This window comes from Salmonella sp. WC3, assembly GCF_042932255.1.
Classification (GTDB): Bacteria; Pseudomonadota; Gammaproteobacteria; order Enterobacterales; family Enterobacteriaceae; genus Salmonella; species Salmonella enterica.
Genome location: NZ_CP170629.1, coordinates 994,201 through 1,018,976, shown reverse-complemented (window position 1 = coordinate 1,018,976; position 24,776 = coordinate 994,201). Strand labels below are relative to the sequence as shown.

Sequence of the window (24,776 nt, the reverse complement as noted above, 5' to 3'; positions counted from 1 at the left end):
ACGTTTTCCGGCGTCCCTGCCTGTTCAGGCATCCGTTTATTCGCATGGGAATAAATGGATGCGCATAAAGAGAAAATATTATTGCGCGGCTAACCAGAAAAGATTGAATTAATTATCCAGCTCGCTCATATTTTTCAGCTGATCGCGGTTAATCTGTTCGGTTTTCCCGGTGGCGGCGTTTTTGTAAGACACCATACCGGTATCGTTATCGACCTCGGGTTTCCCGTCGGTGACAATAGTTTTGCCATCCGTGGTTTCAACCGCCTGGTTAGAAGAGCATCCTGCGACGGTGAATAGTGTTGCTGCGGTAAACAGTGCGGTCATAAGACGTTTTTGCATGGTGTTCTCCCTGCTTTTCAGTTGTTTTAGCATGTGACTGTTAACTGTAGCGTTATTGGCGAAAAGCAGGGAGAAATGCAGAACACTCTTAACGAGGGTTATCCGATGGCGTTCCGCGCAAAGTCATGTTTCCGGTCTGTGTTAGCGTCAAGCCGCGAGTTTCCGGGGCAAACATCACCGATACGCCAAGCCCGACTAACGAAATCAACGCGCCAATCAGCATGACGTTATTAATACCGTAACGAGTAATAAAAATCGGTAATGCCCAGGTGGAGACAATGGTTCCGATACGGCTTAATGACATGATGACCCCCACGGCCGAAGCGCGAATATCCGTAGGGAAGAGTTCATTAGGATAAAGCCATTGCAGTATGCCCGGTCCGCCGGAAAAGAAGGCGTATACCGCAAACGCCACCACGACCAGTATGATGCCCAGATTTGACACCAGTCCCAGCAGCGCCAGCGCGATAGTCATCATGGCGAAGCTGCCAATAAGCAGAGGGCGACGGCCAATACTGTTTAGCCAGAACATCGCCGGTATACAGCCCAACATAAAAAAGAGGCTAATCACCACATTGCCGAGCGCCGCGTTGCGCCCCTGTTCCCAGCCGAGTAACCCGACGATCTGCGGCCCAAAAGTATATATAGCGAACATCGGGATTACCTGACAGGTCCAGATAGCCGCAACGAACAGTACAAACGGAAAATGACGGCGGTTAAACAACTGCAGGAAGCGGGTCTCCTGCGGCGGCTCATCGTCAAAGCAGACCGGTTCGCCGAACAGTTTGATCATCATTTGTTCACACTCTTTTACCCGTCCTTTTCGCAATAGCCAGCGTGGCGATTCCGGCAGGTCAAAGCGGCCAATCAAAATGATTAAGCACGGGATAAAGGCGCTGCCAAGCATCCAACGCCAGCCGCCTTCCATGTCATACAGCCAGTAGCCCACCAGGTTGGCGCAGGTCGCGCCGACGTACCACATCGCGGCGATAAAACCGATGGAGAACGCGCGCTGGCGGGTGTTGGAAAACTCCGTAATCATGGAAGTGGCGATAGGGTAATCCGCGCCGATAACAATGCCAATTAAAACGCGCATCACCAGTAATTCAAGCGGCGTGGAAACAAACATGGTCGCCACGGAGATAACGCCGATAGCGATAATATCAAGCAGGAACATTTTACGCCGCCCGACTTTATCGCAAATATAGCCAAACAACGAGGTGCCGATAAACAGTCCGGCAAGCGTAGCCGCGCCGAGCGCGCCAATCCATTCAGCATCAAGGTGCAATAGCGGCGTCAGTTGTTCCAGCGCCACGCCAATGATCACCAGCACATAGCCATCAAGGAACGGGCCGCCGCTTCCCCACAGCATAATTCTGCGATGAATGGAGGAGAATTTAATGTCATCAAAGTTCCTGGGCTGCTGCATGGTGATGTCCTGTGTCAACACGGGCAAAGCGCATCTGTAGGCCGGATAAGGCGTTTCCGCCGCCATCCGGCATTGGCGCCACATGATTGCCGGATGGCGACGCTACCGCATCTTATCCGGCCAACGGGGGCACAACTTCGTACTTATTAGCCGTAGCGGAACTCCACGCCAAACGTCCCGCGCGGGTATTCCCATTTTTCCAGCGCCGTATCAAGGCCGAGGATCCGGCACGTTCCGCACTCCAGGCACCCGGCGTAATCAAAACGAACACTGCCGTCGTCCTGCTTTTTATACAGTCCCGCCGGACAGGCCTTAATCAGCACCTCCAGCGCCTGTTTATCAGGATCGGTTTTGAGAATGATGTGCGGGCTGTCGTCATCCACATTGAACTTATTGACGCCCAGTTTGACGTCCACATTGACGGGAGATGTCATAATACGGTCACTCCTTTCAGGCCATCTTTCATCAGGTTGATGAAGCCCACTTTCTTCGCATGGCGCAGGATTTTTTTACGCATCGGCACCGGAGCGGAGCCATCCACGGTGAACAGGTCGCGCGCGATATTGACCGCCATTTCGGGATAGGCGGTAAACATGCGGGGATTATCAAGAAAAGCCGGTAGTTTCTGATACATGCGCATATCGCGCATCGGACCTTCGTCCAGATGCTGACGGTATTCACCCAGCGACTGCTTGCTAAAATCGTCGCGCTTCATCGCCGAAAGCACCGTCTTCGTCGCCGCTTCGCCTGCGGATATGGCGAGATCCATACCCCGGATGGTAAAGCCGAGGTTCATACACATGCCGGCAGCATCCCCGGCAATCAGTACGCCATCGCCCACCAGTTCAGGCTGCATATTCATTCCCGCCTCGGGTACAACGTGCGCGGCATATTCCACCAGCTTGCCACCGGCGATCAGCGGCGCAACTGCCGGATGCTGTTTGAAATCTTCCAGCATTTGCGGGACCGATTTTTTCGCGTCTTTCAGATGATGAAGACCGCAGACCAGCCCCAGGGAAAGGGTTGTTTCATTCGTATACAGGAAGCCACCGCCCATCAGACCATCGGTCGGCGCTCCGGCAAACAGACAGGCGGCACCTTCGTTGTCCTGTAACTGGAAACGATCTTCAATGACCGACTTCGGCAATTCGATCAGTTCCTTCACGCCGACAGCAACATGCGATGCCTCAACACGCTTGGCCATGCCCAGCTTTTCAGCCAGCAGAGAATTTACCCCATCAGCGAGGATCACGACTTTGGCTTCCAGAATATCGCCATCGGCTTCCACGCCCACGACTTTGCCATCACGCTGAACGACGTTATCGACGCGAATACCGGTGATCAGTTGCGCCCCCGCCTCTTCGGCCTGCTCCATCAGCCAGGCGTCAAATTTACTGCGCAAAACGGAATAAGAAACTTGCGATGATGCGGCGTCCTCGTCGTTGCAATAATCCATCGTCATCGCCCCTTTGTCGGTCATAAAGGCGAGTTTTTCGTGGGTGATCATGCGTTCAATGGGGGCCTGATCCGCAAAGCCGGGAATGATGCGTTCCAGGCTATGCGCATACAGACGCCCACCGGTGACATTCTTCGCGCCAGCAGAATTGCCACGCTCGATAACCAGCACCTGTGCACCTTCGCGAGCAAGCACCAGCGCCGCAACCGAACCGGCCAGACCTGCACCCACGATGATGGCATCAAAGATATCTTCGGACATACGTACTCCTGTCAGCGGCAGGATACCTTCGTATCCTGCCCGAAATGGTTTATCGCGCTAAGGCAGCCGTCAGCGCAGGCAGGATCTTCAGCGCATCGCCAACGATGCCAAAATCCGCATACTGGAAGATTGGCGCGTTTTTATCTTTGTTGATGGCGAAAATCGTCTGCGCGCCGTTGGCGCCGACCATGTGTTGGATCTGCCCGGAGATCCCCACTGCCAGATACAGTTCAGGTTTGAGCATCAGGTTGGAGATACCGACGTAGCGCTCGTGCTCCATCCACTTCTCGTTTTCCGCCACCGGGCGAGAACAGGCCAGCTCGGCGCCAATCGTCTGGCACAGCGCTTCGGCCAGCGAGATATTCTCTTTGCTGCCGATGCCGCGTCCCACGCTGACCACCAGACGCGCTTTGTCGAGGTCAACGCTGTTGCTCTGACGCGCCTGGGTTGCGGTGCGGGTCACGGCAATGGCCGGAGCCTGCCACTGCACGGTGTGCATCTCGCCGCTGCGAGAAGTGTCCGGTTGTTGGGCGTCAAACGTTCCACTGCTGAGCGTGATCACGGCAAACGGCGAAGCGATGGTCTCTGCCCCTATCGCCAGACCGCCGTAGACCATATGTTTAACCGCCGCTTTTCCATCCTGCAGGGCGACTTCGCTGGCGTCATTGGAAACCGCAGCCGACAAGCGATAGCCCAGTTTTGCCGCCAACAGCTTGCCCCGACGCGTATTCGGCAGCAGCACCGCGCCGCCCTCGCTATGCTGACGAATAGTCTCAGCCATCGCAGCAGCGTAGTCTTCGATCATGCGGTCTTCTGGTTTGCCGCTGAGCAGCCAGACATGATCCGCGCCCAAATGACATGCTGTCGCGCTGTCTGCTTCGTTCAGTACGAACGCGTTAACTTTTTCACCTACAGCCTGCGCGCCACTCATCAGTTCGGGCAGACGAGAAGGGGTATCGCTGAATACCCAGACACTGGAAAATTTGTTCATAACATCCCCTGATAATTAAATGATTTTGCGCAGATTCTCGACAAACGCGGCGATTTGTTCTTCACCGTCACCTTCAATCACCACACGCTGACGCTCGCGCTGCTTCGGTGCGGCAACCTGTTGTGCGGAATACGCGGGTACGCTGTTCAGCCCGATATCCGCAGGCGACCAGACCTGAACCGGTTTTTTCGCCGCGCCAAGAATGGCTTTCATCGAAGGGATTTGTGGGGTGTTAATGTCGGTGGAAACCGCGATCACCGCCGGGAGCGGGATGCTCAGCGTTTCAACTTCATCTTCCAGTTCGCGTTCTACTGTCAATGTGCTGTCGGTAAGAGAGAGGATTTTACTCACGCCGTTAATCGCCGGAATGTTCAGCGCTTCGCCCACCAGCAAACCAACCTGCTGAGCATAAAGATCGGAAGAACCGTCGCCGCAGATAAGCAGATCGAAACCTGATTTTTGCGCCGCGGCGGCCAGCGCGGTAGCGGTGTGTTGCGGCAGCGCCTGCTCAAATTGATCGTCAATGACCACAATCAGTTCATCAGGGCCACGAGAGAGGACATCTTTGCGCCCTTTTGCATTAGTCAGCGCTTTGCCGCCAACGCTCATGGCGACAACCTGAGCGTCTCCCAACTGCTGTTTTAACTGGCAAGCAGCTTCAATTGCATTCAGATCATATTGGCTGATTTTGCTATCCGCTTTGCTGAAATCGAGTGTTCCGTCAGCATTATTAATCGCAATATCCTGCTCATCAGGTACGCATTTGTAGCAAGTAATTATCTTCATTGCATCTCCAGAAATCATGAAGGAAACGTATTTATATCGGCGGTGTTAAATACAGATATCACGCTCTTTAATTCGGAAATAAAACCTTAATCACCAATATTGAAAATGTCACACATTGATATTCGTAACTTTCAATAGTGTTACGCACCTCACCAATATTGAAAGAAATATGCCAAATATGAAAATTTTCAATATTGTTTGCTGGCTCAACAATATTGAACGCCAGACACTTAAAAAACTTAAAAAACCACAATCAAATAATTGATAAATAAAACAAAAATCAAAATTTAGACACAAAATAATCAACGCAAAAAAGTGTGACGAAGATAACAGAATCACCCGAAGTGAATACCCATCATGAGTTACTCATTGAGGCGTCCCAGAGGTTAAAAACTTATCAACAAATCATTAATAATAAATAAACAAACGTTCATGGACTGGCACGCTAAATAAATTTCGTTTTCACACTGGAATTCACTTATGAAAAATGAAAAGAAAAAATCGGGAATTGAACCGAAGGTTTTTTTTCCGCCATTAATAATTGTCGGGATACTTTGCTGGCTAACAGTCAGAGATCTTGATGCCGCTAACGTCGTTATTAATGCGGTATTCAGTTATGTCACCAACGTCTGGGGTTGGGCATTTGAATGGTATATGGTCGTTATGCTCTTCGGCTGGTTCTGGCTGGTTTTTGGCCCCTATGCCAAAAAGAGATTAGGTGACGAAAAACCGGAGTTTAGCACCGCCAGCTGGATTTTCATGATGTTCGCCTCCTGTACATCCGCTGCGGTTCTGTTCTGGGGCTCTATTGAGATCTACTACTATATCTCCACCCCGCCGTTCGGCCTGGAACCAAATTCCACGGGCGCGAAAGAGATAGGCCTGGCGTACAGCCTGTTCCACTGGGGGCCGCTGCCGTGGGCAACCTATGGCTTCCTTTCCGTGGCCTTCGCCTACTTCTTCTTTGTACGCAAGATGGATGTCATCCGCCCCAGCTCCACGCTGGTACCGCTCGTCGGTGAAAAGCATGCGAAAGGGTTGTTCGGTACCATCGTCGATAACTTCTACCTGGTGGCGCTGATCTTCGCGATGGGCACCAGCCTCGGTCTGGCTACCCCGCTGGTCACCGAGTGTATGCAATGGCTGTTCGGTATTCCGCATACGCTGCAACTCGACGCCATCATCATTACCTGCTGGATCATTCTGAACGCGATTTGCGTGGCCTGCGGCCTGCAAAAAGGGGTCAGAATCGCCAGCGATGTGCGTAGCTACCTGAGCTTCCTGATGCTCGGCTGGGTGTTTATCGTCAGCGGCGCCAGCTTCATCATGAACTACTTCACCGACTCCGTCGGGATGCTGTTAATGCATCTGCCACGGATGCTGTTCTATACCGACGCCATCGGTAAAGGCGGCTTCCCACAGGGCTGGACCGTTTTCTACTGGGCGTGGTGGGTTATATACGCCATCCAGATGAGTATCTTCCTGGCCCGTATTTCCCGTGGTCGTACCGTACGTGAACTGTGCTTCGGGATGGTGATGGGTCTGACCGCGTCTACCTGGATCCTGTGGACAGTGCTGGGCAGCAACACGCTGCTGCTGATGGATAAAAACATCCTCAACATTCCGCAACTCATTGAGCAACACGGCGTGGCGCGCGCCATTATCGAAACCTGGGCCGCCTTGCCGCTCAGCACCGCCACCATGTGGGGTTTCTTTATCCTCTGCTTTATTGCCACCGTCACGCTGATTAACGCCTGCTCTTACACCCTGGCGATGTCGACCTGTCGTGAAGTTCGCGATGGTGAAGAGCCGCCTCTGTTAGTGCGTATCGGCTGGTCAGTGCTGGTCGGCATCATCGGTATCGTTCTGCTGGCGCTGGGTGGGTTGAAGCCGATTCAGACCGCGATTATCGCCGGAGGATGTCCGCTGTTCTTCGTCAACATTATGGTGACGCTGTCCTTTATTAAAGACGCCAAAGTGCACTGGAAAGACAAGTAATTCTTATTAACCCAATTGATCAAGAGGCTGAAAGATGGATTTCAACTTAAATGACGAACAGGAGCTGTTTGTCGCCGGTATTCGCGAACTGATGGCCAGTGAGAACTGGGAAGCTTATTTTGCCGAGTGCGATCGTGACAGCGTCTACCCTGAGCGTTTTGTAAAAGCGCTGGCGGATATGGGTATTGATAGCCTGCTGATCCCGGAGGAACACGGCGGTCTGGAAGCGGGTTTTGTTACCGTCGCCGCCGTCTGGATGGAGCTGGGACGTCTTGGCGCGCCAACTTACGTGTTGTACCAATTGCCAGGAGGTTTTAACACTTTCCTGCGTGAAGGGACTCAGGAGCAAATTGATAAAATCATGGCCTTCCGGGGCACCGGTAAGCAGATGTGGAACTCTGCTATCACCGAACCAGGAGCGGGATCGGATGTTGGTAGTCTGAAAACCACTTATACGCGCAAAAATGGTAAGGTTTATCTCAATGGCAGTAAGTGCTTTATCACCAGTAGCGCCTATACCCCGTACATCGTGGTCATGGCGAGAGACGGTGCATCGCCGGATAAACCGGTTTACACCGAGTGGTTTGTGGACATGAGCAAAGCAGGTATCAAGGTCAACAAACTGGAGAAACTCGGTCTGCGCATGGATAGCTGCTGTGAAATCACCTTTGACGACGTTGAACTGGACGAAAAAGACATGTTCGGTCGGGAAGGTAACGGCTTCAACCGCGTGAAAGAAGAGTTTGACCATGAGCGCTTCCTCGTCGCGCTGACCAACTGCGGTACCGCAATGTGCGCTTTTGAAGACGCTGCGCGTTACGCTAATCAGCGCGTGCAGTTTGGTGAAGCTATTGGCCGTTTCCAGCTGATTCAGGAGAAGTTTGCGCATATGGCGATCAAACTGAACTCCATGAAAAATATGCTGCTGGAAGCCGCGTGGAAAGCGGATAACGGCACCATTACCTCCGGCAACGCGGCAATGTGCAAATACTTCTGCGCCAACGCCGCGTTTGAAGTGGTAGACACCGCCATGCAGGTACTGGGAGGTGTTGGTATCGCGGGCAACCACCGCATCACGCGTTTCTGGCGTGACCTGCGCGTTGACCGTGTTTCTGGTGGTTCTGATGAAATGCAGATCCTGACGTTGGGTCGTGCGGTACTTAAGCAATACCGCTAATCGATCCCTTGTAGGCCTGATAAGACGCGGGGCGTCGCCATCAGGCAATCATGCCGGATGGCGCTGTGCTTATCCGGCCTACATACCGCAAAAAATGCCAGGAGAAAAATGATGAATCATTTACCAATGCCAACCTTTGGCCCTCTTGCTGGGGTACGCGTTGTTTTTTCAGGAATCGAAATCGCCGGTCCATTCGCCGGACAGATGTTCGCCGAATGGGGCGCCGAGGTTATCTGGATTGAAAACGTCGCATGGGCCGATACCATTCGCGTACAGCCTAACTACCCGCAGCTCTCACGCCGCAACCTGCACGCCCTGTCGCTGAATATTTTCAAAGATGAAGGTCGGGAAGCGTTTCTGAAACTGATGGAAACCACCGATATTTTCATTGAAGCCAGTAAAGGCCCGGCCTTTGCCCGCCGTGGTATTACTGATGAAGTGCTGTGGGAACATAACCCGAAACTGGTCATTGCCCACCTTTCCGGCTTCGGCCAGTATGGTACCGAGGAGTACACCAATCTTCCGGCGTATAACACCATCGCGCAGGCATTCAGTGGTTATCTGATCCAAAACGGCGACGTTGACCAACCGATGCCAGCCTTCCCGTATACCGCCGATTACTTCTCCGGGATGACCGCGACGACAGCCGCGCTGGCGGCCCTGCACAAAGTACGCGAAACGGGTAAAGGTGAAAGCATCGATATCGCCATGTACGAAGTGATGCTGCGCATGGGTCAGTACTTCATGATGGACTACTTCAACGGCGGCGAAATCTGTCCACGTATGACGAAAGGGAAAGACCCCTACTACGCTGGTTGCGGCCTGTATAAATGCGCCGATGGTTACATCGTCATGGAGTTGGTCGGCATCACGCAAATCAACGAGTGTTTTAAAGATATTGGCCTGGCCCATATTCTTGGTACGCCGGAAGTTCCGGAAGGCACGCAGCTCATCCATCGCGTGGAATGCCCTTACGGCCCGCTCGTCGAAGAGAAACTGGACGCCTGGCTGGCAACACACACCATCGCCGACGTTCAGGCGCGTTTTGCTGAGCTGAATATCGCCTGTGCGAAGGTGCTCACCATTCCGGAACTGGAAGGTAATCCGCAGTACGTTGCCCGCGAATCGATTACTCAGTGGCAAACAATGGACGGTCGCACCTGTAAAGGGCCGAACATCATGCCGAAATTTAAAAACAACCCAGGGAAAATCTGGCGTGGCATGCCGTCACACGGCATGGATACCGCCGCCATTCTGAAAAACATTGGTTATAGCGAAGCAGATATTAAGGAACTGGTCGGCAAAGGCCTGGCCAAAGTTGAGGATTAAACGCGATGCGCTAATCGGTTTTCCGGTTAGCGCTCACGCCTGATTTCAGTGGATAAAGCAATATGGATATCGTTGGCGGACAAAACTTACGTCAGATGTGGGACGACCTGGCCGGGGTGTACGGAGATAAAACGGCGTTAATTTTCGAATCCTGTGAGGGAATCGTTCGGCAGTTTAGCTATGCTTCGCTCAATGAAGAGATTAACCGCACGGCGAACCTTTTTTATTCCTTAGGGATCCGCAAGGGTGATAGGGTCGCGCTGCATCTGGATAACTGTCCGGAATTCATCTTTTGCTGGTTTGGACTGGCAAAAATCGGTGCCATTATGGTGCCGATTAATGCCCGCTTACTGGGCGAAGAAAGCGCCTGGATCCTGCAAAACAGCCAGGTGAGTCTGCTGGTTACCAGCGCCCAGTTTTATCCTATGTACCGTGAAATACGCCAGGACAATAGCACTCCGCTTAATCATATCTGTCTGATTGGCGAGCAGCTTCCGGCTGACGATGGCGTGAGCCACTTTTCCCAACTGCAAGCACGTCAATCGGCCACGCTGTGCTATACGCCCGTGTTATCCACTGACGATACGGCGGAAATTCTGTTTACCTCCGGTACCACCTCGCGTCCAAAAGGGGTGGTGATTACCCACTATAACCTGCGTTTTGCAGGCTACTACTCTGCCTGGCAAATCGCCCTGCGCGATGATGACGTGTACATGACGGTGATGCCCGCTTTTCATATCGACTGCCAGTGTACCGCCGCAATGCCAGCCTTTTCCGCTGGCAGCACCTTTGTGCTCCTGGAGAAGTACAGCGCCAGGGCCTTCTGGGATCAGGTACGTAAATATCAGGCGACGGTGACCGAGTGCATTCCTATGATGATCCGCACGCTGATGGTCCAGCCCGCCGCACCAACGGACAGGCAGCATCATCTGCGCGAAGTGATGTTCTATCTCAATCTATCCGCACAGGAAAAAGACGCCTTTACCGAACGCTTTGGCGTCAGGCTGCTGACCTCTTATGGTATGACTGAAACCATTGTCGGAATTATTGGCGACCGTCCCGGAGACAAACGGCGCTGTCCTTCCATTGGTCGCGTGGGTTTTAGCTATGAAGCTGAAATTCGCGACGATCAAAATCGCCCGCTGCCCGCCGGAGAAATTGGCGAAATCTGTATTAAAGGCATCCCCGGCAAGACTATCTTCAAAGAGTATTACATGCAGCCGGAGGCAACCGCCAGGGCGCTGGAACCAGAGGGCTGGTTACATACCGGTGATTCGGGTTACCAGGATGAGGATGGCTATTTCTATTTTGTCGACAGACGCTGCAACATGATTAAACGTGGCGGGGAAAATGTCTCCTGCGTCGAGCTGGAAAATATTATTTCTGCGCATCCGAAAATTCAGGACATTGTGGTGGTCGGTACTAAAGACGCGATCCGTGATGAGGCCATTAAAGCATTTATCGTCCTTAATGAAGGTGAAACATTAAGCGAAGCCGAGTTTTTCAGCTTTTGCGAAAACAATATGGCGAAATTCAAGGTTCCCTCTTTTATGGAGATCAGAACTGACCTGCCGCGCAACTGTTCAGGAAAAATAATCAAAAAAAATCTGAAATAAACCTTCCGGCAGGAATCCCTCCCGCCGGGAAACTATTTATCTGGAGATGAACTATGAGTGAGTCATTACATCTGACCCGTAACGGCCCGATCCTGGAAATTACCCTCGACCGACCTAAAGCGAATGCCATTGATGCCAAAACCAGCTTTGCAATGGGTGAAGCTTTTCTTAATTTCCGTGACGATCCGGAATTACGCGTAGCAATCATTACCGGCGGCGGGGAGAAATTCTTTTCTGCTGGCTGGGACTTAAAAGCGGCAGCGGAAGGTGAAGCGCCGGATGCCGATTTTGGTCCCGGCGGCTTTGCCGGTTTAACCGAAATATTTGACCTCGATAAGCCGGTTATCGCCGCGGTGAACGGCTACGCGTTTGGCGGCGGTTTTGAGCTGGCGCTGGCGGCGGACTTTATTGTCTGCGCCGAAAACGCCAGCTTCGCGCTGCCGGAAGCAAAGCTAGGCATCGTGCCTGACAGCGGCGGCGTTTTGCGCCTGCCTAAGCTGTTGCCGCCGGCTATCGTCAACGAAATGGTAATGACCGGCAGACGAATGAGCGCCGAAGAAGCGCTGCGTTGGGGAGTCGTGAACCGCGTTGTCAGCCAGAGCGAACTGATGGATAGCGCGCGCGAACTGGCGCAACAACTGGTCAATAGCGCCCCGCTGGCTATCGCGGCGCTGAAAGAGATTTATCGCGCGACCAGCGAAATGCCGGTAGAAGAAGGCTACCGCTACATCCGCAGCGGCGTACTGAAGCATTATCCGTCGGTACTGCATTCAGAAGATGCGCTCGAAGGACCGCAGGCATTTGCCGAAAAACGCGATCCGGTGTGGAAAGGTCGTTAATGTGACTATGCCGGATGGCGCTTCGCTCATCCGGCCTACAGCACATGCGCAACCGTAGGCCGGATAAGGTGTTTACGCTGCCATCCGGCAAAAAACCGAGGTACAACTATGAGCTATTACGCCTTTGAAGGACTGATCCCGGTGGTGCATCCGGACGCGTTTGTCCATCCCAGCGCCGTGCTGATTGGCGATGTCATCGTGGGCGCCGGTGTTTATATTGGCCCACTCGCGTCATTGCGTGGGGATTATGGTCGCCTGATCCTGGAGGCCGGCTCTAATCTGCAGGATGGCTGCATTATGCATGGCTACTGCGATACCGATACCATCGTGCATGAGAACGGCCATATCGGCCACGGCGCTATTTTACATGGCTGCGTGGTGGGACGGGACGCCCTGGTCGGCATGAACAGCGTCATTATGGACGGCGCAGTGATTGGCGAAGAGAGCATTGTCGCCGCCATGAGTTTTGTCAAAGCCGGATTTCAAGGTGAGGCAAGGCAACTGCTGGTGGGTTCACCGGCGCGCGTACTACGCCAGGTTACAGACCAGGAGCTGCACTGGAAACGCCTCAATACCAAAGAATATCAGGATCTTGCGATCCGTTGTCGAACGGGGTTATCTGAAACGAAGCCGTTAACGCAGGTCGAAGAAAACCGACCGCGCCTGAAAGGCACGACGGACGTGAAGCCAAAATCAGCACAGTAATTGATGCCGGATGCGCTCACGCTTATCCGGCCTACGCGTCAATTACCGTTTACCCCGCCAGCAGGTTAAACAGACAATTAGCGACGCATACTCTTGGAGAGCATCATCTGCCATTTCTGCTCACGGTTTAGCTCTGTGGGGGGAACGGCAGACAGCCGCGGCGCTTTCGCCACGCTCACTTTTCTTTCCTGCAAATTATGATTCAATCGGCGATAGAGTTGAGAGTCGATACTCACGACTTTCACCAGACGCTGGCACTGGCAGCCTCGTCCTGCAATTTGGTTAGGGATCATCTTCACTTCACAAACAATTTCCCCCACTTCTGACAGAATATAGGAGAGCGTATTAATTGCTTTGCAATGTTCAATATCAAATTGACGGGAAATCTCCCTGGCAGTGATCCATCGGTTCTCTGCCATCATCCAGTCAGCAATTAACAAATAAAGCGGTCTTTCAACATATTTTTCACACATAAGCACACCATTTCACAAATTAAAAATCTGGCTACGGCCTGTCCAAACTAATAAAAACTAAGCCATATTAAAATTGTGGATATGCAAGATAGTATGCGACTTAAATATTGATTAGTGTGAGCAATATCGTGCTTATTACATTGAAAATGTGGTTACGGAAACGGACTTCTCCAGGAATGACCTTACGCAAGATAAAAAAAGGGTTTCTTTACAGAAACCCTTTCAACATTATATTACAGGTCCGGTTAGAGCAATATCCGCCGAACCCTTTGTTTACGACTTTTTGATCTGCGCGTGCATTTCCTGCACCGAGGTTACCTTCTCGGTGGCATCGGCATTGAGCGCCATCGTCGTGGCAAAACCGCCGTTCAGCGTGGTGTCATAATGCACCTTGTACTGCAGCGCGCTGCGGCGAATCACCCTGGAGTCTTCAATCGCGCGGCGACCTGCGGTGGTGTTGATGATGTAGGTGTATTCGCCATTCTTGATACGGTCCTGAATGTGCGGACGACCTTCATGCACCTTGTTCACCAGACGCGGGTTGATACCGGCTTCGCCCAGCACAATCGCCGTACCGTGGGTGGCATCCAGCTCAAAGCCCTGTTTCAGCAGCTTGGCGGCGAGATCCACCACGCGCTCTTTGTCGCCTTCGCGGACGGAGAGCAGCGCACGGCCCTGTTTCTTCATGGTGGAGTTACTGCCCAGCTGCGCCTTAGCGAACGCTTCCGCGAAGGTACGGCCGACGCCCATCACTTCCCCGGTGGAGCGCATTTCTGGCCCTAACAGCGGGTCAACGCCCGGGAATTTGTTAAACGGCAACACCACTTCTTTCACCGAGTAGTACGGCGGGATAATTTCTTTGGTCACGCCCTGCTCGGTCAGCGATTTGCCGGCCATCACGCGCGCCGCCACTTTCGCCAGAGGCACGCCGGTGGCTTTAGAGACGAACGGTACGGTACGCGCCGCACGCGGGTTGACTTCAATCAGGTAGACTTCGTTGTCCTTGACCGCAAACTGCACGTTCATCAGGCCGCGCACCTGCAACTCGAAGGCCAGCTTCTGCACCTGCTGGCGCATCACGTCCTGAATTTCCTGGCTCAGCGTGTAGGCCGGCAGGGAACAGGCGGAGTCGCCGGAGTGTACGCCCGCCTGCTCAATGTGCTCCATAATGCCGCCAATCAGCACCATTTCGCCGTCGCAGATAGCGTCCACGTCCACTTCAACCGCGTCATCAAGGAAGCGGTCCAGCAGCACCGGCGCATCGTTAGAGACGCTGACCGCCGTCTGGAAGTAGCGACGCAGGTCGGCTTCGTCATAGACAATTTCCATCGCCCGACCGCCCAGCACGTAAGAAGGACGTACCACCAGCGGGTAGCCGATCTCTTTCGCTTTTTCGACAGCCTGTTCAATGGCGGTGACGGTGGCGTTGGCCGGTTGCTTCAGCTTCAGACGGTCAACCGCATGCTGGAAGCGTTCACGGTCTTCCGCGCGGTCGATGGCGTCCGGGCTGGTGCCGATAACCGGCACGCCTGCCGCTTCCAGCGCGCGCGCCAGCTTCAGCGGGGTCTGGCCGCCGTACTGCACGATAACGCCTTTCGGCTTCTCGATGCGCACGATTTCCAGCACGTCTTCCAGCGTCACCGGCTCGAAGTACAGACGGTCGGAAGTGTCGTAGTCGGTGGAGACGGTTTCCGGGTTACAGTTGACCATGATGGTCTCGTAACCGTCTTCGCGCAGCGCCAGCGAGGCGTGTACGCAGCAGTAGTCAAATTCGATACCCTGGCCGATACGGTTCGGGCCGCCGCCGAGGACCATGATTTTATCGCGGTCAACGGACGGGTTCGCTTCGCACTCATCTTCATAAGTGGAGTACATGTAGGCGGTATCGGTGGCGAATTCCGCCGCGCAGGTATCCACGCGTTTGTAAACCGGGTGCAGGTCATACTGATCGCGCAGCTTACGGATTTCCGCCTCGCGTACGCCAGCCAGTTTTGCCAGACGCGCATCGGCAAACCCTTTACGCTTGAGCTGACGCAGGAAGTCGGCGTTGAGGCCAGTAATCCCGACTTCAGCCACTTTCTCTTCCAGACGCGCCAGCTCTTCAATTTGCACCAGGAACCAGCGGTCGATGTTGGTCAGGTTAAAGACGCCATCCACAGACAAGCCCGCACGGAAAGCATCGGCGATGTACCAGATACGATCTGCGCCCGCGTCTTTCAGCTCGCGGCGGATTTTGGTCAGCGCTTCCGGGTCGTCGAGGCTCACTTTCGGGTCAAAACCGGTGGCGCCGACTTCCAGGCCGCGCAGCGCTTTTTGCAGGGATTCCTGCTGCGTGCGGCCAATCGCCATCACTTCTCCGACCGATTTCATCTGGGTGGTCAGACGGTCGTTGGCACCGGCGAATTTCTCAAAGTTAAAGCGCGGAATTTTAGTAACCACATAGTCGATGGACGGCTCGAAGGAGGCCGGAGTGCGCCCGCCGGTGATGTCGTTCATCAGTTCGTCAAGGGTGTAACCTACCGCCAGTTTGGCGGCCACTTTGGCAATCGGGAAACCGGTGGCTTTCGACGCCAGCGCCGAGGAGCGGGATACGCGCGGGTTCATTTCGATAACGATCAGACGGCCGTTTTTCGGGTTCACTGCGAACTGGACGTTAGAACCGCCGGTTTCGACGCCGATTTCACGCAGAACCGCCATCGAGGCGTTACGCATGATTTGGTATTCTTTGTCGGTCAGAGTCTGCGCGGGCGCCACGGTGATCGAGTCACCGGTGTGGATACCCATGGCATCGAAGTTTTCGATAGAGCAGACGATGATGCAGTTGTCGTTTTTATCACGCACCACTTCCATCTCGTACTCTTTCCAGCCGATCAGCGATTCATCAATCAGCAGTTCGTTGGTTGGCGAGAGATCCAGACCGCGTTCGCAGATTTCTTCGAACTCTTCACGGTTGTAAGCGATACCGCCGCCGGTGCCGCCCATGGTAAAGGAAGGACGGATGATGCACGGGAAGCCCACGTCAGCGGCAACCGCCAGCGCTTCTTCCATAGTGTGTGCGATACCGGAACGCGCGGTGTCGAGACCAATTTTCTTCATCGCGATATCGAAGCGACGACGGTCTTCGGCTTTATCAATGGCGTCGGCGGTGGCGCCAATCATGGTGACGCCGAACTCTTCCAGCACGCCCTGCCGCTCCAGCTCCAGCGCGCAGTTCAGCGCGGTCTGGCCGCCCATGGTCGGCAGCACCGCATCCGGACGCTCTTTTTCAATGATTTTGCGCACCACTTCCCAGTGAATCGGCTCGATGTAGGTGGCATCGGCCATTTCCGGGTCGGTCATGATGGTGGCCGGGTTGGAGTTCACCAGAATGACGCGATAGCCCTCTTCGCGCAGGGCTTTACACGCCTGAGCGCCGGAGTAGTCAAACTCACACGCCTGACCGATAACAATCGGGCCCGCGCCCAGAATCAGGATGCTTTTTATATCTGTACGTTTTGGCATGGCTCTTATTACTCCTGATTATTTCGCGGACTGACGGTATTGCTCAATAAGCTCGATAAAGTGGTCGAACAGCGGCGCCGCATCGTGCGGGCCGGGGCTCGCCTCCGGGTGGCCCTGGAAGCTGAACGCCGGTTTGTCGGTACGGTGAATCCCTTGCAGGGTGCCGTCGAACAGCGACTTGTGGGTCACGCGCAGGTTGGCGGACAGCGAGTCTTCATCCACCGCAAAGCCGTGGTTCTGCGCGGTGATCATTACCACGTTTCTGTCCATATCTTTTACCGGATGGTTGCCGCCGTGATGGCCGAACTTCATCTTAACGGTCTTCGCACCGCTCGCCAGCGCCAGTAGCTGATGACCGAGGCAGATGCCAAATAGCGGAATGTCGGTTTCGAGGAATTTCTGGATAGCAGTAATCGCGTAGTCGCACGGAGCCGGGTCGCCAGGGCCGTTTGACAGGAAGATGCCGTCCGGATTCATTTTCAGCACCTCTTCAGCAGAGGTTTGCGCTGGCACCACCGTCAGGCGGCAGCCGCGATCCACCAGCATACGCAGGATGTTGCGCTTCGCGCCGAAATCATAGGCCACCACATGGAACGGCAGGTCATCCTCAGATTTCGCTTCCGGTAAACCGTCTTTCAGCGTCCAGCTACCCTGCGTCCAGCGGTAAGTTTCCGCCGTGGTCACTTCTTTCGCCAGATCCATACCGTTAAGTCCAGGAAATGCTTTCGCTTTTTCCAGCGCCAGCTTCGCATCCGGGCTATCGCCTGCAATGATGCAGCCGTTCTGTGCGCCTTTCTCACGCAGCAGTCGGGTCAGCTTGCGGGTATCGATATCAGCAATCGCCACGATGTTATGGCGTTTGAGGTAAGAAGAGAGGTCTTCTGTGTTACGAAAGTTGCTGGCAATCAACGGCAGATCGCGAATCACTAAACCTTGCGCATGAACCTGAGAAGATTCTTCATCGGCTTCATTGGTGCCGACATTACCAATATGGGGATAAGTAAGAGTGACGATTTGGCGGGAATAGGAAGGATCAGTGAGGATTTCTTGATAACCGGTCATTGAAGTATTGAAAACGACTTCCCCAACCGCCGAACCTGTTGCCCCTATGGCCCGACCGTGAAACTGGGTTCCGTCTTCCAGAACCAATAGCGCTGACTTAATCAAAACACCCTCCAGAGAATATTCACTCACTTTATTTGCATATTAATTCATTCAGTCAGTATGAAGCAATGCAAATTTGCTTACCCGTGGATTTCTGGCAAACGGCGGCATTCTGAAGTTAAGCCGGATAAAAGTCAACTTAAAGCGGGTGTTTTTTATGTTATTTTGCACATTATAAGTAAGTTATTCTGTTTAATAGGCAAAAAGATCAACTAAGTGACGATAGAAAACGCTTGCGCTTCCTTGAGTTCGCAAAAAACTGGCTGTCATGATAAAAAGTGGACCAAATGGTCAAATTTCACATTAAAACAACAAAAAACAACGATAAAAATTCATTTAATAGCCATTAATATTATTAAATTAATAAAAATTTAAAATTAAGCAAATTAACAACAAAAATAACTTAAAAATCAACTTGTTATAAAAAGAAAAAATAAAATCAAACGCATCATAAAATCACAAAAAACAGCAAGTTAAGACAATATAATGATAACTCCAATTTAGATATTAATATCTAACTTCTTTTTCTTTAAGACAGGCGCATACGATTGGACCACAAACAGCCTCACTACAGCATAAAAAAGCTAACTTATTGAAGCAAAATAGATAAAACGATCCCGTGGAACAGCACTAACCCCCCAATGGATATCAGTCTTATCAGTCTGGTCGAGGTGCCTTTTGCATACGGTAAGCCACTGCGGCAGAACATGTCGTGGGAGAAGAAACTGTCGAAACATGAATGGTGAAAGGCGTTATTTATCTGACCAAATAACCGGGGGGCAAAAATAAATATCCTCCGGCATAGCCGGAGGTTTTTCAGATGCGCCTGTAAGGCTCTCTTACCAGCCGCGCCCTAACAGGCGCATACGATCTGACATTTGCATCAAACTTCGTTACTTACGGCCCGTAAACGGGCTGCCCGGATAAGGGATCGATAATTGCTCACCCATTTTATCCTCTTCAAGCTGGTGCTTTATGTATTCCCGTATCTTCGCCGTGTTCTTACCCACCGTATCGACATAGTACCCTCTGCACCAGAACTCCCTGTTCCTGTATTTGAATTTTAGATCCCCAAACTGCTCGTAAAGCATCAGACTACTTTTACCCTTCAGATATCCCATGAAGCTCGACACACTCATCTTCGGCGGGATCTCCAGAAGCATGTGAATATGATCTGCACAACATTCCGCTTCCAGGATTCGTACGTTTTTCCATTCACACAATTTTCTTAATATGCTGCCTACTGCCCTACGCTTCTCTCCATAGAACGCTTGTCTTCGGTATTTGGGCGCGAAAACTATGTGATATTTACAGTTCCATCGGGTGTGCGCTAAGCTCTTTTCGTCCCCCATTGGGACCCCCTTTTGATTTCTTGTTGAACTTTTGCAGTTGCCAGACCGCAAGATGTTTTAACAAATCAAAAGGGGTTTTAATAACTGGCTTAAAGCTGAAAGCTTTCCGGAACCCCCAGCCTAGCTGGGGGTTTTCCATAGACAACAAAAGGGCAATAATATCTTGCCCTTTGTAATCAATTAATCTTGATTACCACAACCACATCACGAAGGTATTTAGTCGCTATAATACATCCAGCCCCAGCACGTCCCGCATGTCAAATAGCCCATTTTTCTTCGTTTTTAGCCATAATGCCGATCGCAACGCGCCATTTGCAAAAGTCATGCGGCTGGAAGCTTTATGCGTAATCTCTACGCGCTCGCCAATATCGGCAAACATCGCGGTATGTTCGCCGACGATGTCGCCCGCGCGTACGGTTGCAAAGCCAATCGTTCCCGGTACGCGCTCGCCGGTATAACCTTCACGCGAGTAGACCGCGCAGTCCTTCAGATCTTTATCCAGCGCCCCGGCGATTGCCTCGCCCATTGCCAGAGCCGTACCCGACGGTGCATCCACTTTATGGCGGTGGTGCGCTTCAATAATTTCAATATCGCTATAGTCGCCCATTACCTTCGCGGCTTTCTCCAGCAGCTTGAGCATGACGTTAACGCCGACGCTAAAGTTTGCGGCGAAAACGATCGCAATCTCTTGCGACGCCTCGCGAATGGCCTGTTTACCGGCGTCGTCAAAGCCGGTAGTACCAATCACCATCCCTTTACCATGCTGGCGGCAAAACGCCAGATGCGTCAACGTGCCTTCCGGACGGGTAAAATCGATGAAAACGTCAAAATCATCTTTTACCGCCTCAAGGCTGCTTTGAACGGTCACGCCGGACTTTCCCGCCCCGGCCAGTTCGCCAGCATCGCTGCCCAGCAAGGAAGAGCCTTCGCGCTCCAGCGCGGCACCCAGCTGAACACCTTCCATCGCCATGGCGGCCTGGATTAACTGCCGTCCCATGCGGCCACCGGCGCCGGCAATGGCGACGCGGATTTGTGCTTCATGCATAGCTATTCTCTTTTGTAAAAATTGCGTAAACCGTTTTCAGAGTAACCAGCGCGCCCGGAGGCCGCCATCTAAAATCGCCGATAATTAGAAATTAATGATAAACAGGGAGCGATATCAGTAAAAGACATGATTCATCCCGCAGGATGAATCATTGCTGGAGAGAATGAAAGAAGAGAAACTTACTCAGGATAGAGGGAACCGGCAGGAAAATGACTTAAAAACCAGGTCACTGCCAGTAAATCCGCGCTACCGCCAGGGCTTAAGTTACGCAGGATGAGTTCATCATCGAGGGACTGCATCGCTTCAATGCCCCCCTCAACCAATACGCCCCCTTGCCACAACAATTTTTGTGCCTGCTGCTGCACGTAGTAAAGCCCTTCCAGGCCTCCCCGTGACACCAGATTGGTATCATCATTCCACGCCATCAGATGCAACAATGTTTGCAGTAGGGCAAGATGGGTATCGTCATGCTCCTGCACGACCCGGTTAAACACCGGCAAAGCCTGCGTTCTGACGGTTCGAAAACCGCTTTCCGCTTCTCCCCGCGCGCCCGACAGGCCATAGCACTGGAAATGGGTTTCACTCTTTGTCAGTTTTCCCGCTTTTTTTGCTGAGAGCTCGTGGGCAACAATATTCCGACTCAGGCGGGCAACCTGGTCGCAGATACGATTTTGCTCCAACGGTTCTCCCCGCGCGAGAAGTCGGCCAATCGCTGCACTCAGCAGGCCAAAAGCGAAAATCGCCCCGCGATGGGTATTCACACCATTGGTCTCCTGTAGCATATCGTTCTCACAGGCCATCCCCAGCGGACGCAGCATCACCAGGACATTTTCTGCCGCCAGCGCCGCCGTGTTGTTGCCCATGATAAAAAACTTTTCCATCCACGGAGCAATGGCGGTAGTACTACGTTCAAATGCCGCCAGATCCATATCCCTATGCGCTCCCGAATTACGAATATCGACCAGACCGGGTTTTGGTGTCAGCCTGGCTTCCGTCAGCAGCGCTCTTGCAACCAACCCATTAAGTTCGCCAGCCGCCAGCGATGAGTACGCTGGCGTACGCCGTTCAGTCACAACGCTCACGTTCATAGCATTCAATCCTTCGTGCAATTTCATCCAACAAAAGGTCAAGGGTGTGATGCTTGCCCCGGGCACAGAGATGAGCATCCTGCTGGCATATCAAACATGGCCGGGCAGGATGCCCGAGTTCACGGCGTGATAGCGACTTACCGTCGCTATCAATAATGTCGATGTCCCAAAGCCGCCCTAACGGATGGCTCATCTCTAGTGTCGACATGTGCTGTTTCAACGCCATTGCCGGCGCACAGACCGCTGCCATCCATTCCGGGCCGCTGCGTTCATTTACCTGCATTTCCCAGACGTTGACCCACTCCTTCTGTTCGCAAAGCGCCAGTATTTCGGCAATTGCGTAATCGGCGACACGCCGCCAGACCGCTGAGTTTTTAACGGCGCCCGGTGCAACCAGCGTGAGGGAAATCAACGGTAGCCGATAGCAGTTCAACGCCTGACGCTGCCTGGCGGCACGTTTATCGCGCGCTTGTAGCATCTCCTCCAGCGTAACTGCCTGGCCCTGGTACAGCAGGTCTGTGCCCTTCATCAGCCTTTAACCTGGCGAATCACGTCAATCACTGAAACGTCGCGATAACGCACCACAGCCACCACCCGATCGGTAAACTCAATCGGCTGCGGTTTACCGGTCAGTTGCTCAGCGCGCTGTTGCAGTTGTTCGATGGTCGTCAGCGCCACGCCCGCAGCACGCAGGTTATCAAGCAGATCCTGACGCGCAGGGTTCACCGCAATACCATGGTCGGTAACCAGCACATCAACACTTGCCCCAGGCGTGACGGTAGTCAGCACTTTTTCCACCACGCATGGGATTCGGCCACGGACCAGCGGTGCGGTAATAATGGTGAGATCGGCCCCTGCTGCCGTATCGCTATGGCCGCCCGATGCGCCACGCAGTACGCCGTTTGAACCGGTCATCACGTTAACGTTGAAATTCACGTCAATTTCCAGCGCGCTCAGCATCACCACGTTCAGGCGTTCGCATGCTGCGCCTTTAGAGGCGGGGTTCGCGTATTGATTGGTTGAGATTTCAATATGATGTGGATTCTGCGCCAGTGAACGGGCTGCATCGCCATCGAATGATTGCGTATCCAGCAGCGCTTTGATCAACCCTTTCTCATGCAGATCCACCATGGTGCCGGTGATCCCGCCCAGGCCAAAACTCGCCGTAATGTTGTGGCGACGCATTTTGTCTTCCAGGAAACGGGTGACCGCCAGAGAAGCGCCACCGGTGCCGGTTTGCAGCGAGAAACCATCACAAAAATAACCTGAGTGTTCGATCACATTGGCCGCCTGCCGGGCGATCAACAGTTCACGCGGGTTGCTGGACAGACGAATCGCACCCGCGGTGATTTTTTCCGGATCCCCTACTTCGTCCACCTGTACGATCAAATCAACCTGATCCTGCGCGATACTGGCCGGATAATTGGGGAATTCGACCCACTCTTCAGTCAGGAGCACCACACATTTAGCGTACTGCGCATCAACCTGCGCATACCCCAAAGAGCCGCAGCGTGACTTGCCGCTAAAGCCGTTAGCATTACCAAATTCATCGCAGCACGGCACGCCGAGGAAAGCGACATCAATATTCAGCTCACCGCTCTGAATCAGTTTTACGCGGCCGCCGTGAGAGTGGATCTGTACCGGGTTTTCCATCAGGCCAGCGGAGATCTCTTCCCCTAACTTGCCGCGCAGCCCGGAGGTGTAAATCTGCCGCACCACGCCATTTTTAATGTGTTCGATAAGCGGCCAGTGGGCATCAATTAATGAGCTGGAGGCAAGCGTCAGATCGCGGAATCCCATTTCCGCCAGCTTCGCCATCACCATATTGACAACTTTGTCGCCACCACGAAACGCATGGTGGAAGGATATCGTCATGCCATTTTTAAGCCCGGAACGACGGATAGCCTCTTCAAGCGAGTCACAAATTTTACGCCGACGCTTTTCCGTTTCACTGGCAAGCCACGGGCTGTTCGCTGTTACCCCCTGGTAGGGCTGTAATCCTTCCGGTACGACATATTGCTGGTTGAGCATGGTTACAGTCTCTTTCATGGTTCCTTCCTTAATCACGAATACCGGAAGCCGACAGCGCCACCACTTTACGCGCGTGGTCGATAATCGGGCCGTCAATCATTTTGCCGTTGAGTGAAACGACGCCCAGACCGCGAGACTCAGCCTCTTCAGCGGCGGCAATCACCTCATACGCATGCTCAACTTCTTTACGTGTCGGAGAATAAGCCTGATGTAACAGCTCAATCTGACGTGGGTTCACTAAGGACTTACCGTTAAAACCAAGCCCTTTCGCCAACTGCACTTCCTTCAGGAAGCCTTCTTCATTATTGATATCCGACCAAACGACATCATAGGCGGCAATACCCGCAACGCGCGCCGCATGCAGCACTGCGCAGCGGGCGTAGAACAGCTCGGTGCCATCGCCCCGGCTGGTGCCCATATCCATCACGTAATCAAATGCCGCCAGCGCAATTGCCACCATGCGCGGGCTGGAGGTGGCGATGTCGACGGCATTGACCACGCCTTTCGCTGATTCGATCGCCGCCATCAGCCTGGTACTGCCGACTTCACGTCCACATTCACGTTCGATCCGTTCAACCTGCGCTTCCAGCTCCAGCACATCGTTTTTGCTGTCGGTTTTCGGCAGACGCACGATATCCGCGCCACCACGCACGACGGCCTCAAGATCGGCCAGACCGAATGGCGTGTTCAGTGGATTAATGCGCACCACTTTTTCAACATCCTGATAGAACGGATGTTGAAGCGCGTGATGGACTAAAAGACGGGCGGTATCTTTCTCACGTAATGCTACGGCGTCTTCTAAGTCGAACATCACCGCGTCCGCATCATAGACAAACGAGGTGCTCAACATGGCCGCATTTGCGCCGGGGATAAACAACATACTGCGACGAGGTCTCATAACGCACTCCATTGAATTTCCGTTTGTTCTGCAGCGCGTAACGCCGCCGCCTGCACTCGGGCGCGTAAAATACACTCCAGCGCGCCTTTGTCATCGACGCTAACCAGCGCGCGTTCAACGCCCAGCTTCGCCAGCGTTTCCCGAACCACCTGCTCAATCGCCGCGCCAAACTGCTGCTTCACCAGACTCTCTAGCTCCAGCCGAATTCCTGGCTCGCTGGATGGACCAATCCTGATCATCACATCGCTGGATTCCAGCGTGCCTGCCAGGGCATCTTTAATGATTTTCATTAGTTATG

Annotated in this window: 22 protein-coding genes; 6 read left to right on the top strand and 16 right to left on the bottom strand. The window is 53.1% G+C overall.

Translation table 11 applies throughout. From position 1 onward, the window contains the following. Nucleotides 1-108: 108 nt before the first annotated feature. From ACFK9X_RS04815 to ACFK9X_RS04790, 6 genes are all read right to left on the bottom strand, one after another. Complete coding sequence (locus ACFK9X_RS04815) at nt 109-339, bottom strand: YgdI/YgdR family lipoprotein (protein ID WP_001172089.1); 231 nt, start codon at nt 337-339, stop codon at nt 109-111. Between the two features lie 88 nt (nt 340-427). After that, the gene (locus tag ACFK9X_RS04810) at nt 428-1,768 is read right to left on the bottom strand and encodes an MFS transporter (RefSeq protein WP_043985222.1); all 1,341 of its coding nucleotides are present in this window, start codon (nt 1,766-1,768) and stop codon (nt 428-430) included. 146 nt (nt 1,769-1,914) lie between these two features. After that, nucleotides 1,915-2,202 carry a ferredoxin-like protein FixX gene (gene fixX / locus ACFK9X_RS04805; RefSeq protein WP_151115729.1) on the bottom strand — a complete coding sequence of 96 codons (288 nt, stop codon included), beginning with the start codon at nt 2,200-2,202 and terminating at the stop codon, nt 1,915-1,917. Beyond that, nucleotides 2,199-3,485: an FAD-dependent oxidoreductase gene (locus tag ACFK9X_RS04800; protein WP_151115726.1), complete on the bottom strand. Its 1,287-nt coding sequence runs from the start codon at nt 3,483-3,485 to the stop codon at nt 2,199-2,201. Before ACFK9X_RS04800 ends, fixX begins: the two co-directional genes overlap by 4 nt. 49 nt (nt 3,486-3,534) lie before the next feature. Then, complete coding sequence (locus ACFK9X_RS04795) at nt 3,535-4,476, bottom strand: electron transfer flavoprotein subunit alpha/FixB family protein (RefSeq protein ID WP_151115724.1); 942 nt, start codon at nt 4,474-4,476, stop codon at nt 3,535-3,537. A 15-nt stretch (nt 4,477-4,491) separates the two neighbouring features. Next, nucleotides 4,492-5,262, bottom strand: a complete 771-nt coding sequence (locus ACFK9X_RS04790) for an electron transfer flavoprotein FixA (RefSeq protein WP_000692185.1) — start codon at nt 5,260-5,262, stop codon at nt 4,492-4,494. Nucleotides 5,263-5,742: 480 nt separating this feature from the next. On the opposite strand from ACFK9X_RS04790, the gene caiT reads away from it, so the two are divergent. The 6 genes from caiT (at nt 5,743) to caiE (ending at nt 12,926) form a co-directional block, all read left to right on the top strand. After that, nucleotides 5,743-7,260: an L-carnitine/gamma-butyrobetaine antiporter gene (gene caiT, locus ACFK9X_RS04785; protein ID WP_151115721.1), complete on the top strand. Its 1,518-nt coding sequence runs from the start codon at nt 5,743-5,745 to the stop codon at nt 7,258-7,260. A gap of 34 nt (nt 7,261-7,294) precedes the next feature. Next, entirely contained in the window at nt 7,295-8,437 is a 1,143-nt protein-coding gene (caiA, locus tag ACFK9X_RS04780; RefSeq protein ID WP_151115719.1) for a crotonobetainyl-CoA dehydrogenase, read from the top strand. A gap of 111 nt (nt 8,438-8,548) precedes the next feature. Next, the gene (gene caiB, locus ACFK9X_RS04775; RefSeq protein ID WP_001016212.1) at nt 8,549-9,766 is read left to right on the top strand and encodes an L-carnitine CoA-transferase; all 1,218 of its coding nucleotides are present in this window, start codon (nt 8,549-8,551) and stop codon (nt 9,764-9,766) included. Between the two features lie 62 nt (nt 9,767-9,828). Then, complete coding sequence (gene caiC / locus ACFK9X_RS04770; protein WP_151115717.1) at nt 9,829-11,382, top strand: crotonobetaine/carnitine-CoA ligase; 1,554 nt, start codon at nt 9,829-9,831, stop codon at nt 11,380-11,382. Nucleotides 11,383-11,435: 53 nt separating this feature from the next. Then, on the top strand, nt 11,436-12,221 hold the full coding sequence (gene caiD / locus ACFK9X_RS04765) for a crotonobetainyl-CoA hydratase (RefSeq protein WP_000004383.1): 786 nt from the start codon (nt 11,436-11,438) through the stop codon (nt 12,219-12,221). 108 nt (nt 12,222-12,329) lie between these two features. After that, nucleotides 12,330-12,926, top strand: coding sequence for a carnitine operon protein CaiE (caiE, locus tag ACFK9X_RS04760; protein WP_000122863.1), 597 nt, complete (start codon nt 12,330-12,332; stop codon nt 12,924-12,926). A 77-nt stretch (nt 12,927-13,003) separates the two neighbouring features. Here the strand turns inward: caiE and caiF are convergent, their stop codons facing one another. The 10 genes from caiF to citD all read right to left on the bottom strand — a co-directional run bounded on the left by caiF (nt 13,004) and on the right by citD (nt 24,768). Beyond that, nucleotides 13,004-13,399 carry a carnitine metabolism transcriptional regulator CaiF gene (gene caiF / locus ACFK9X_RS04755; RefSeq protein ID WP_000333324.1) on the bottom strand — a complete coding sequence of 132 codons (396 nt, stop codon included), beginning with the start codon at nt 13,397-13,399 and terminating at the stop codon, nt 13,004-13,006. 273 nt (nt 13,400-13,672) lie between these two features. Beyond that, a complete protein-coding gene (gene carB / locus ACFK9X_RS04750; protein ID WP_151115714.1) occupies nt 13,673-16,900 on the bottom strand; it encodes a carbamoyl-phosphate synthase large subunit in 3,228 nt (1,075 codons plus the stop codon). Nucleotides 16,901-16,918: 18 nt separating this feature from the next. Further along, nucleotides 16,919-18,067, bottom strand: coding sequence for a glutamine-hydrolyzing carbamoyl-phosphate synthase small subunit (gene carA, locus ACFK9X_RS04745; RefSeq protein WP_151115712.1), 1,149 nt, complete (start codon nt 18,065-18,067; stop codon nt 16,919-16,921). Nucleotides 18,068-18,957: 890 nt separating this feature from the next. Next, nucleotides 18,958-19,416 carry an IS200/IS605-like element IS200F family transposase gene (gene tnpA, locus ACFK9X_RS04740; RefSeq protein ID WP_000502121.1) on the bottom strand — a complete coding sequence of 153 codons (459 nt, stop codon included), beginning with the start codon at nt 19,414-19,416 and terminating at the stop codon, nt 18,958-18,960. Between the two features lie 223 nt (nt 19,417-19,639). Then, entirely contained in the window at nt 19,640-20,461 is an 822-nt protein-coding gene (gene dapB / locus ACFK9X_RS04735) for a 4-hydroxy-tetrahydrodipicolinate reductase (RefSeq protein WP_024157993.1), read from the bottom strand. Nucleotides 20,462-20,640: 179 nt separating this feature from the next. Next, entirely contained in the window at nt 20,641-21,549 is a 909-nt protein-coding gene (gene citG / locus ACFK9X_RS04730; RefSeq protein WP_151115710.1) for a triphosphoribosyl-dephospho-CoA synthase CitG, read from the bottom strand. Further along, complete coding sequence (citX, locus tag ACFK9X_RS04725; RefSeq protein ID WP_000679050.1) at nt 21,527-22,078, bottom strand: citrate lyase holo-[acyl-carrier protein] synthase; 552 nt, start codon at nt 22,076-22,078, stop codon at nt 21,527-21,529. The genes citG and citX overlap by 23 nt, the downstream gene beginning before the upstream one ends. After that, nucleotides 22,078-23,598: a citrate lyase subunit alpha gene (gene citF, locus ACFK9X_RS04720; RefSeq protein WP_151115708.1), complete on the bottom strand. Its 1,521-nt coding sequence runs from the start codon at nt 23,596-23,598 to the stop codon at nt 22,078-22,080. Before citF ends, citX begins: the two co-directional genes overlap by 1 nt. A gap of 10 nt (nt 23,599-23,608) precedes the next feature. Further along, nucleotides 23,609-24,478 carry a citrate (pro-3S)-lyase subunit beta gene (gene citE / locus ACFK9X_RS04715; RefSeq protein WP_001247801.1) on the bottom strand — a complete coding sequence of 290 codons (870 nt, stop codon included), beginning with the start codon at nt 24,476-24,478 and terminating at the stop codon, nt 23,609-23,611. Then, nucleotides 24,475-24,768, bottom strand: coding sequence for a citrate lyase acyl carrier protein (citD, locus tag ACFK9X_RS04710; protein ID WP_000691461.1), 294 nt, complete (start codon nt 24,766-24,768; stop codon nt 24,475-24,477). Before citD ends, citE begins: the two co-directional genes overlap by 4 nt. Between the last annotated feature and the right edge of the window lie 8 nt (nt 24,769-24,776).

Bases quoted from the DNA above. Each gene is read 5' to 3' on its own strand.
- ACFK9X_RS04815 (WP_001172089.1), bottom strand. From the start codon at position 339: ATGCAAAAACGTCTTATGACCGCACTGTTTACCGCAGCAACACTATTC.
- ACFK9X_RS04810 (WP_043985222.1), bottom strand. From the start codon at position 1,768: ATGCAGCAGCCCAGGAACTTTGATGACATTAAATTCTCCTCCATTCAT.
- fixX (WP_151115729.1), bottom strand. From the start codon at position 2,202: ATGACATCTCCCGTCAATGTGGACGTCAAACTGGGCGTCAATAAGTTC.
- ACFK9X_RS04800 (WP_151115726.1), bottom strand. From the start codon at position 3,485: ATGTCCGAAGATATCTTTGATGCCATCATCGTGGGTGCAGGTCTGGCC.
- ACFK9X_RS04795 (WP_151115724.1), bottom strand. From the start codon at position 4,476: ATGAACAAATTTTCCAGTGTCTGGGTATTCAGCGATACCCCTTCTCGT.
- ACFK9X_RS04790 (WP_000692185.1), bottom strand. From the start codon at position 5,262: ATGAAGATAATTACTTGCTACAAATGCGTACCTGATGAGCAGGATATT.
- caiT (WP_151115721.1), top strand. From the start codon at position 5,743: ATGAAAAATGAAAAGAAAAAATCGGGAATTGAACCGAAGGTTTTTTTT.
- caiA (WP_151115719.1), top strand. From the start codon at position 7,295: ATGGATTTCAACTTAAATGACGAACAGGAGCTGTTTGTCGCCGGTATT.
- caiB (WP_001016212.1), top strand. From the start codon at position 8,549: ATGAATCATTTACCAATGCCAACCTTTGGCCCTCTTGCTGGGGTACGC.
- caiC (WP_151115717.1), top strand. From the start codon at position 9,829: ATGGATATCGTTGGCGGACAAAACTTACGTCAGATGTGGGACGACCTG.
- caiD (WP_000004383.1), top strand. From the start codon at position 11,436: ATGAGTGAGTCATTACATCTGACCCGTAACGGCCCGATCCTGGAAATT.
- caiE (WP_000122863.1), top strand. From the start codon at position 12,330: ATGAGCTATTACGCCTTTGAAGGACTGATCCCGGTGGTGCATCCGGAC.
- caiF (WP_000333324.1), bottom strand. From the start codon at position 13,399: ATGTGTGAAAAATATGTTGAAAGACCGCTTTATTTGTTAATTGCTGAC.
- carB (WP_151115714.1), bottom strand. From the start codon at position 16,900: ATGCCAAAACGTACAGATATAAAAAGCATCCTGATTCTGGGCGCGGGC.
- tnpA (WP_000502121.1), bottom strand. From the start codon at position 19,416: ATGGGGGACGAAAAGAGCTTAGCGCACACCCGATGGAACTGTAAATAT.
- dapB (WP_024157993.1), bottom strand. From the start codon at position 20,461: ATGCATGAAGCACAAATCCGCGTCGCCATTGCCGGCGCCGGTGGCCGC.
- citG (WP_151115710.1), bottom strand. From the start codon at position 21,549: ATGAACGTGAGCGTTGTGACTGAACGGCGTACGCCAGCGTACTCATCG.
- citX (WP_000679050.1), bottom strand. From the start codon at position 22,078: ATGAAGGGCACAGACCTGCTGTACCAGGGCCAGGCAGTTACGCTGGAG.
- citF (WP_151115708.1), bottom strand. From the start codon at position 23,598: ATGAAAGAGACTGTAACCATGCTCAACCAGCAATATGTCGTACCGGAA.
- citE (WP_001247801.1), bottom strand. From the start codon at position 24,478: ATGAGACCTCGTCGCAGTATGTTGTTTATCCCCGGCGCAAATGCGGCC.
- citD (WP_000691461.1), bottom strand. From the start codon at position 24,768: ATGAAAATCATTAAAGATGCCCTGGCAGGCACGCTGGAATCCAGCGAT.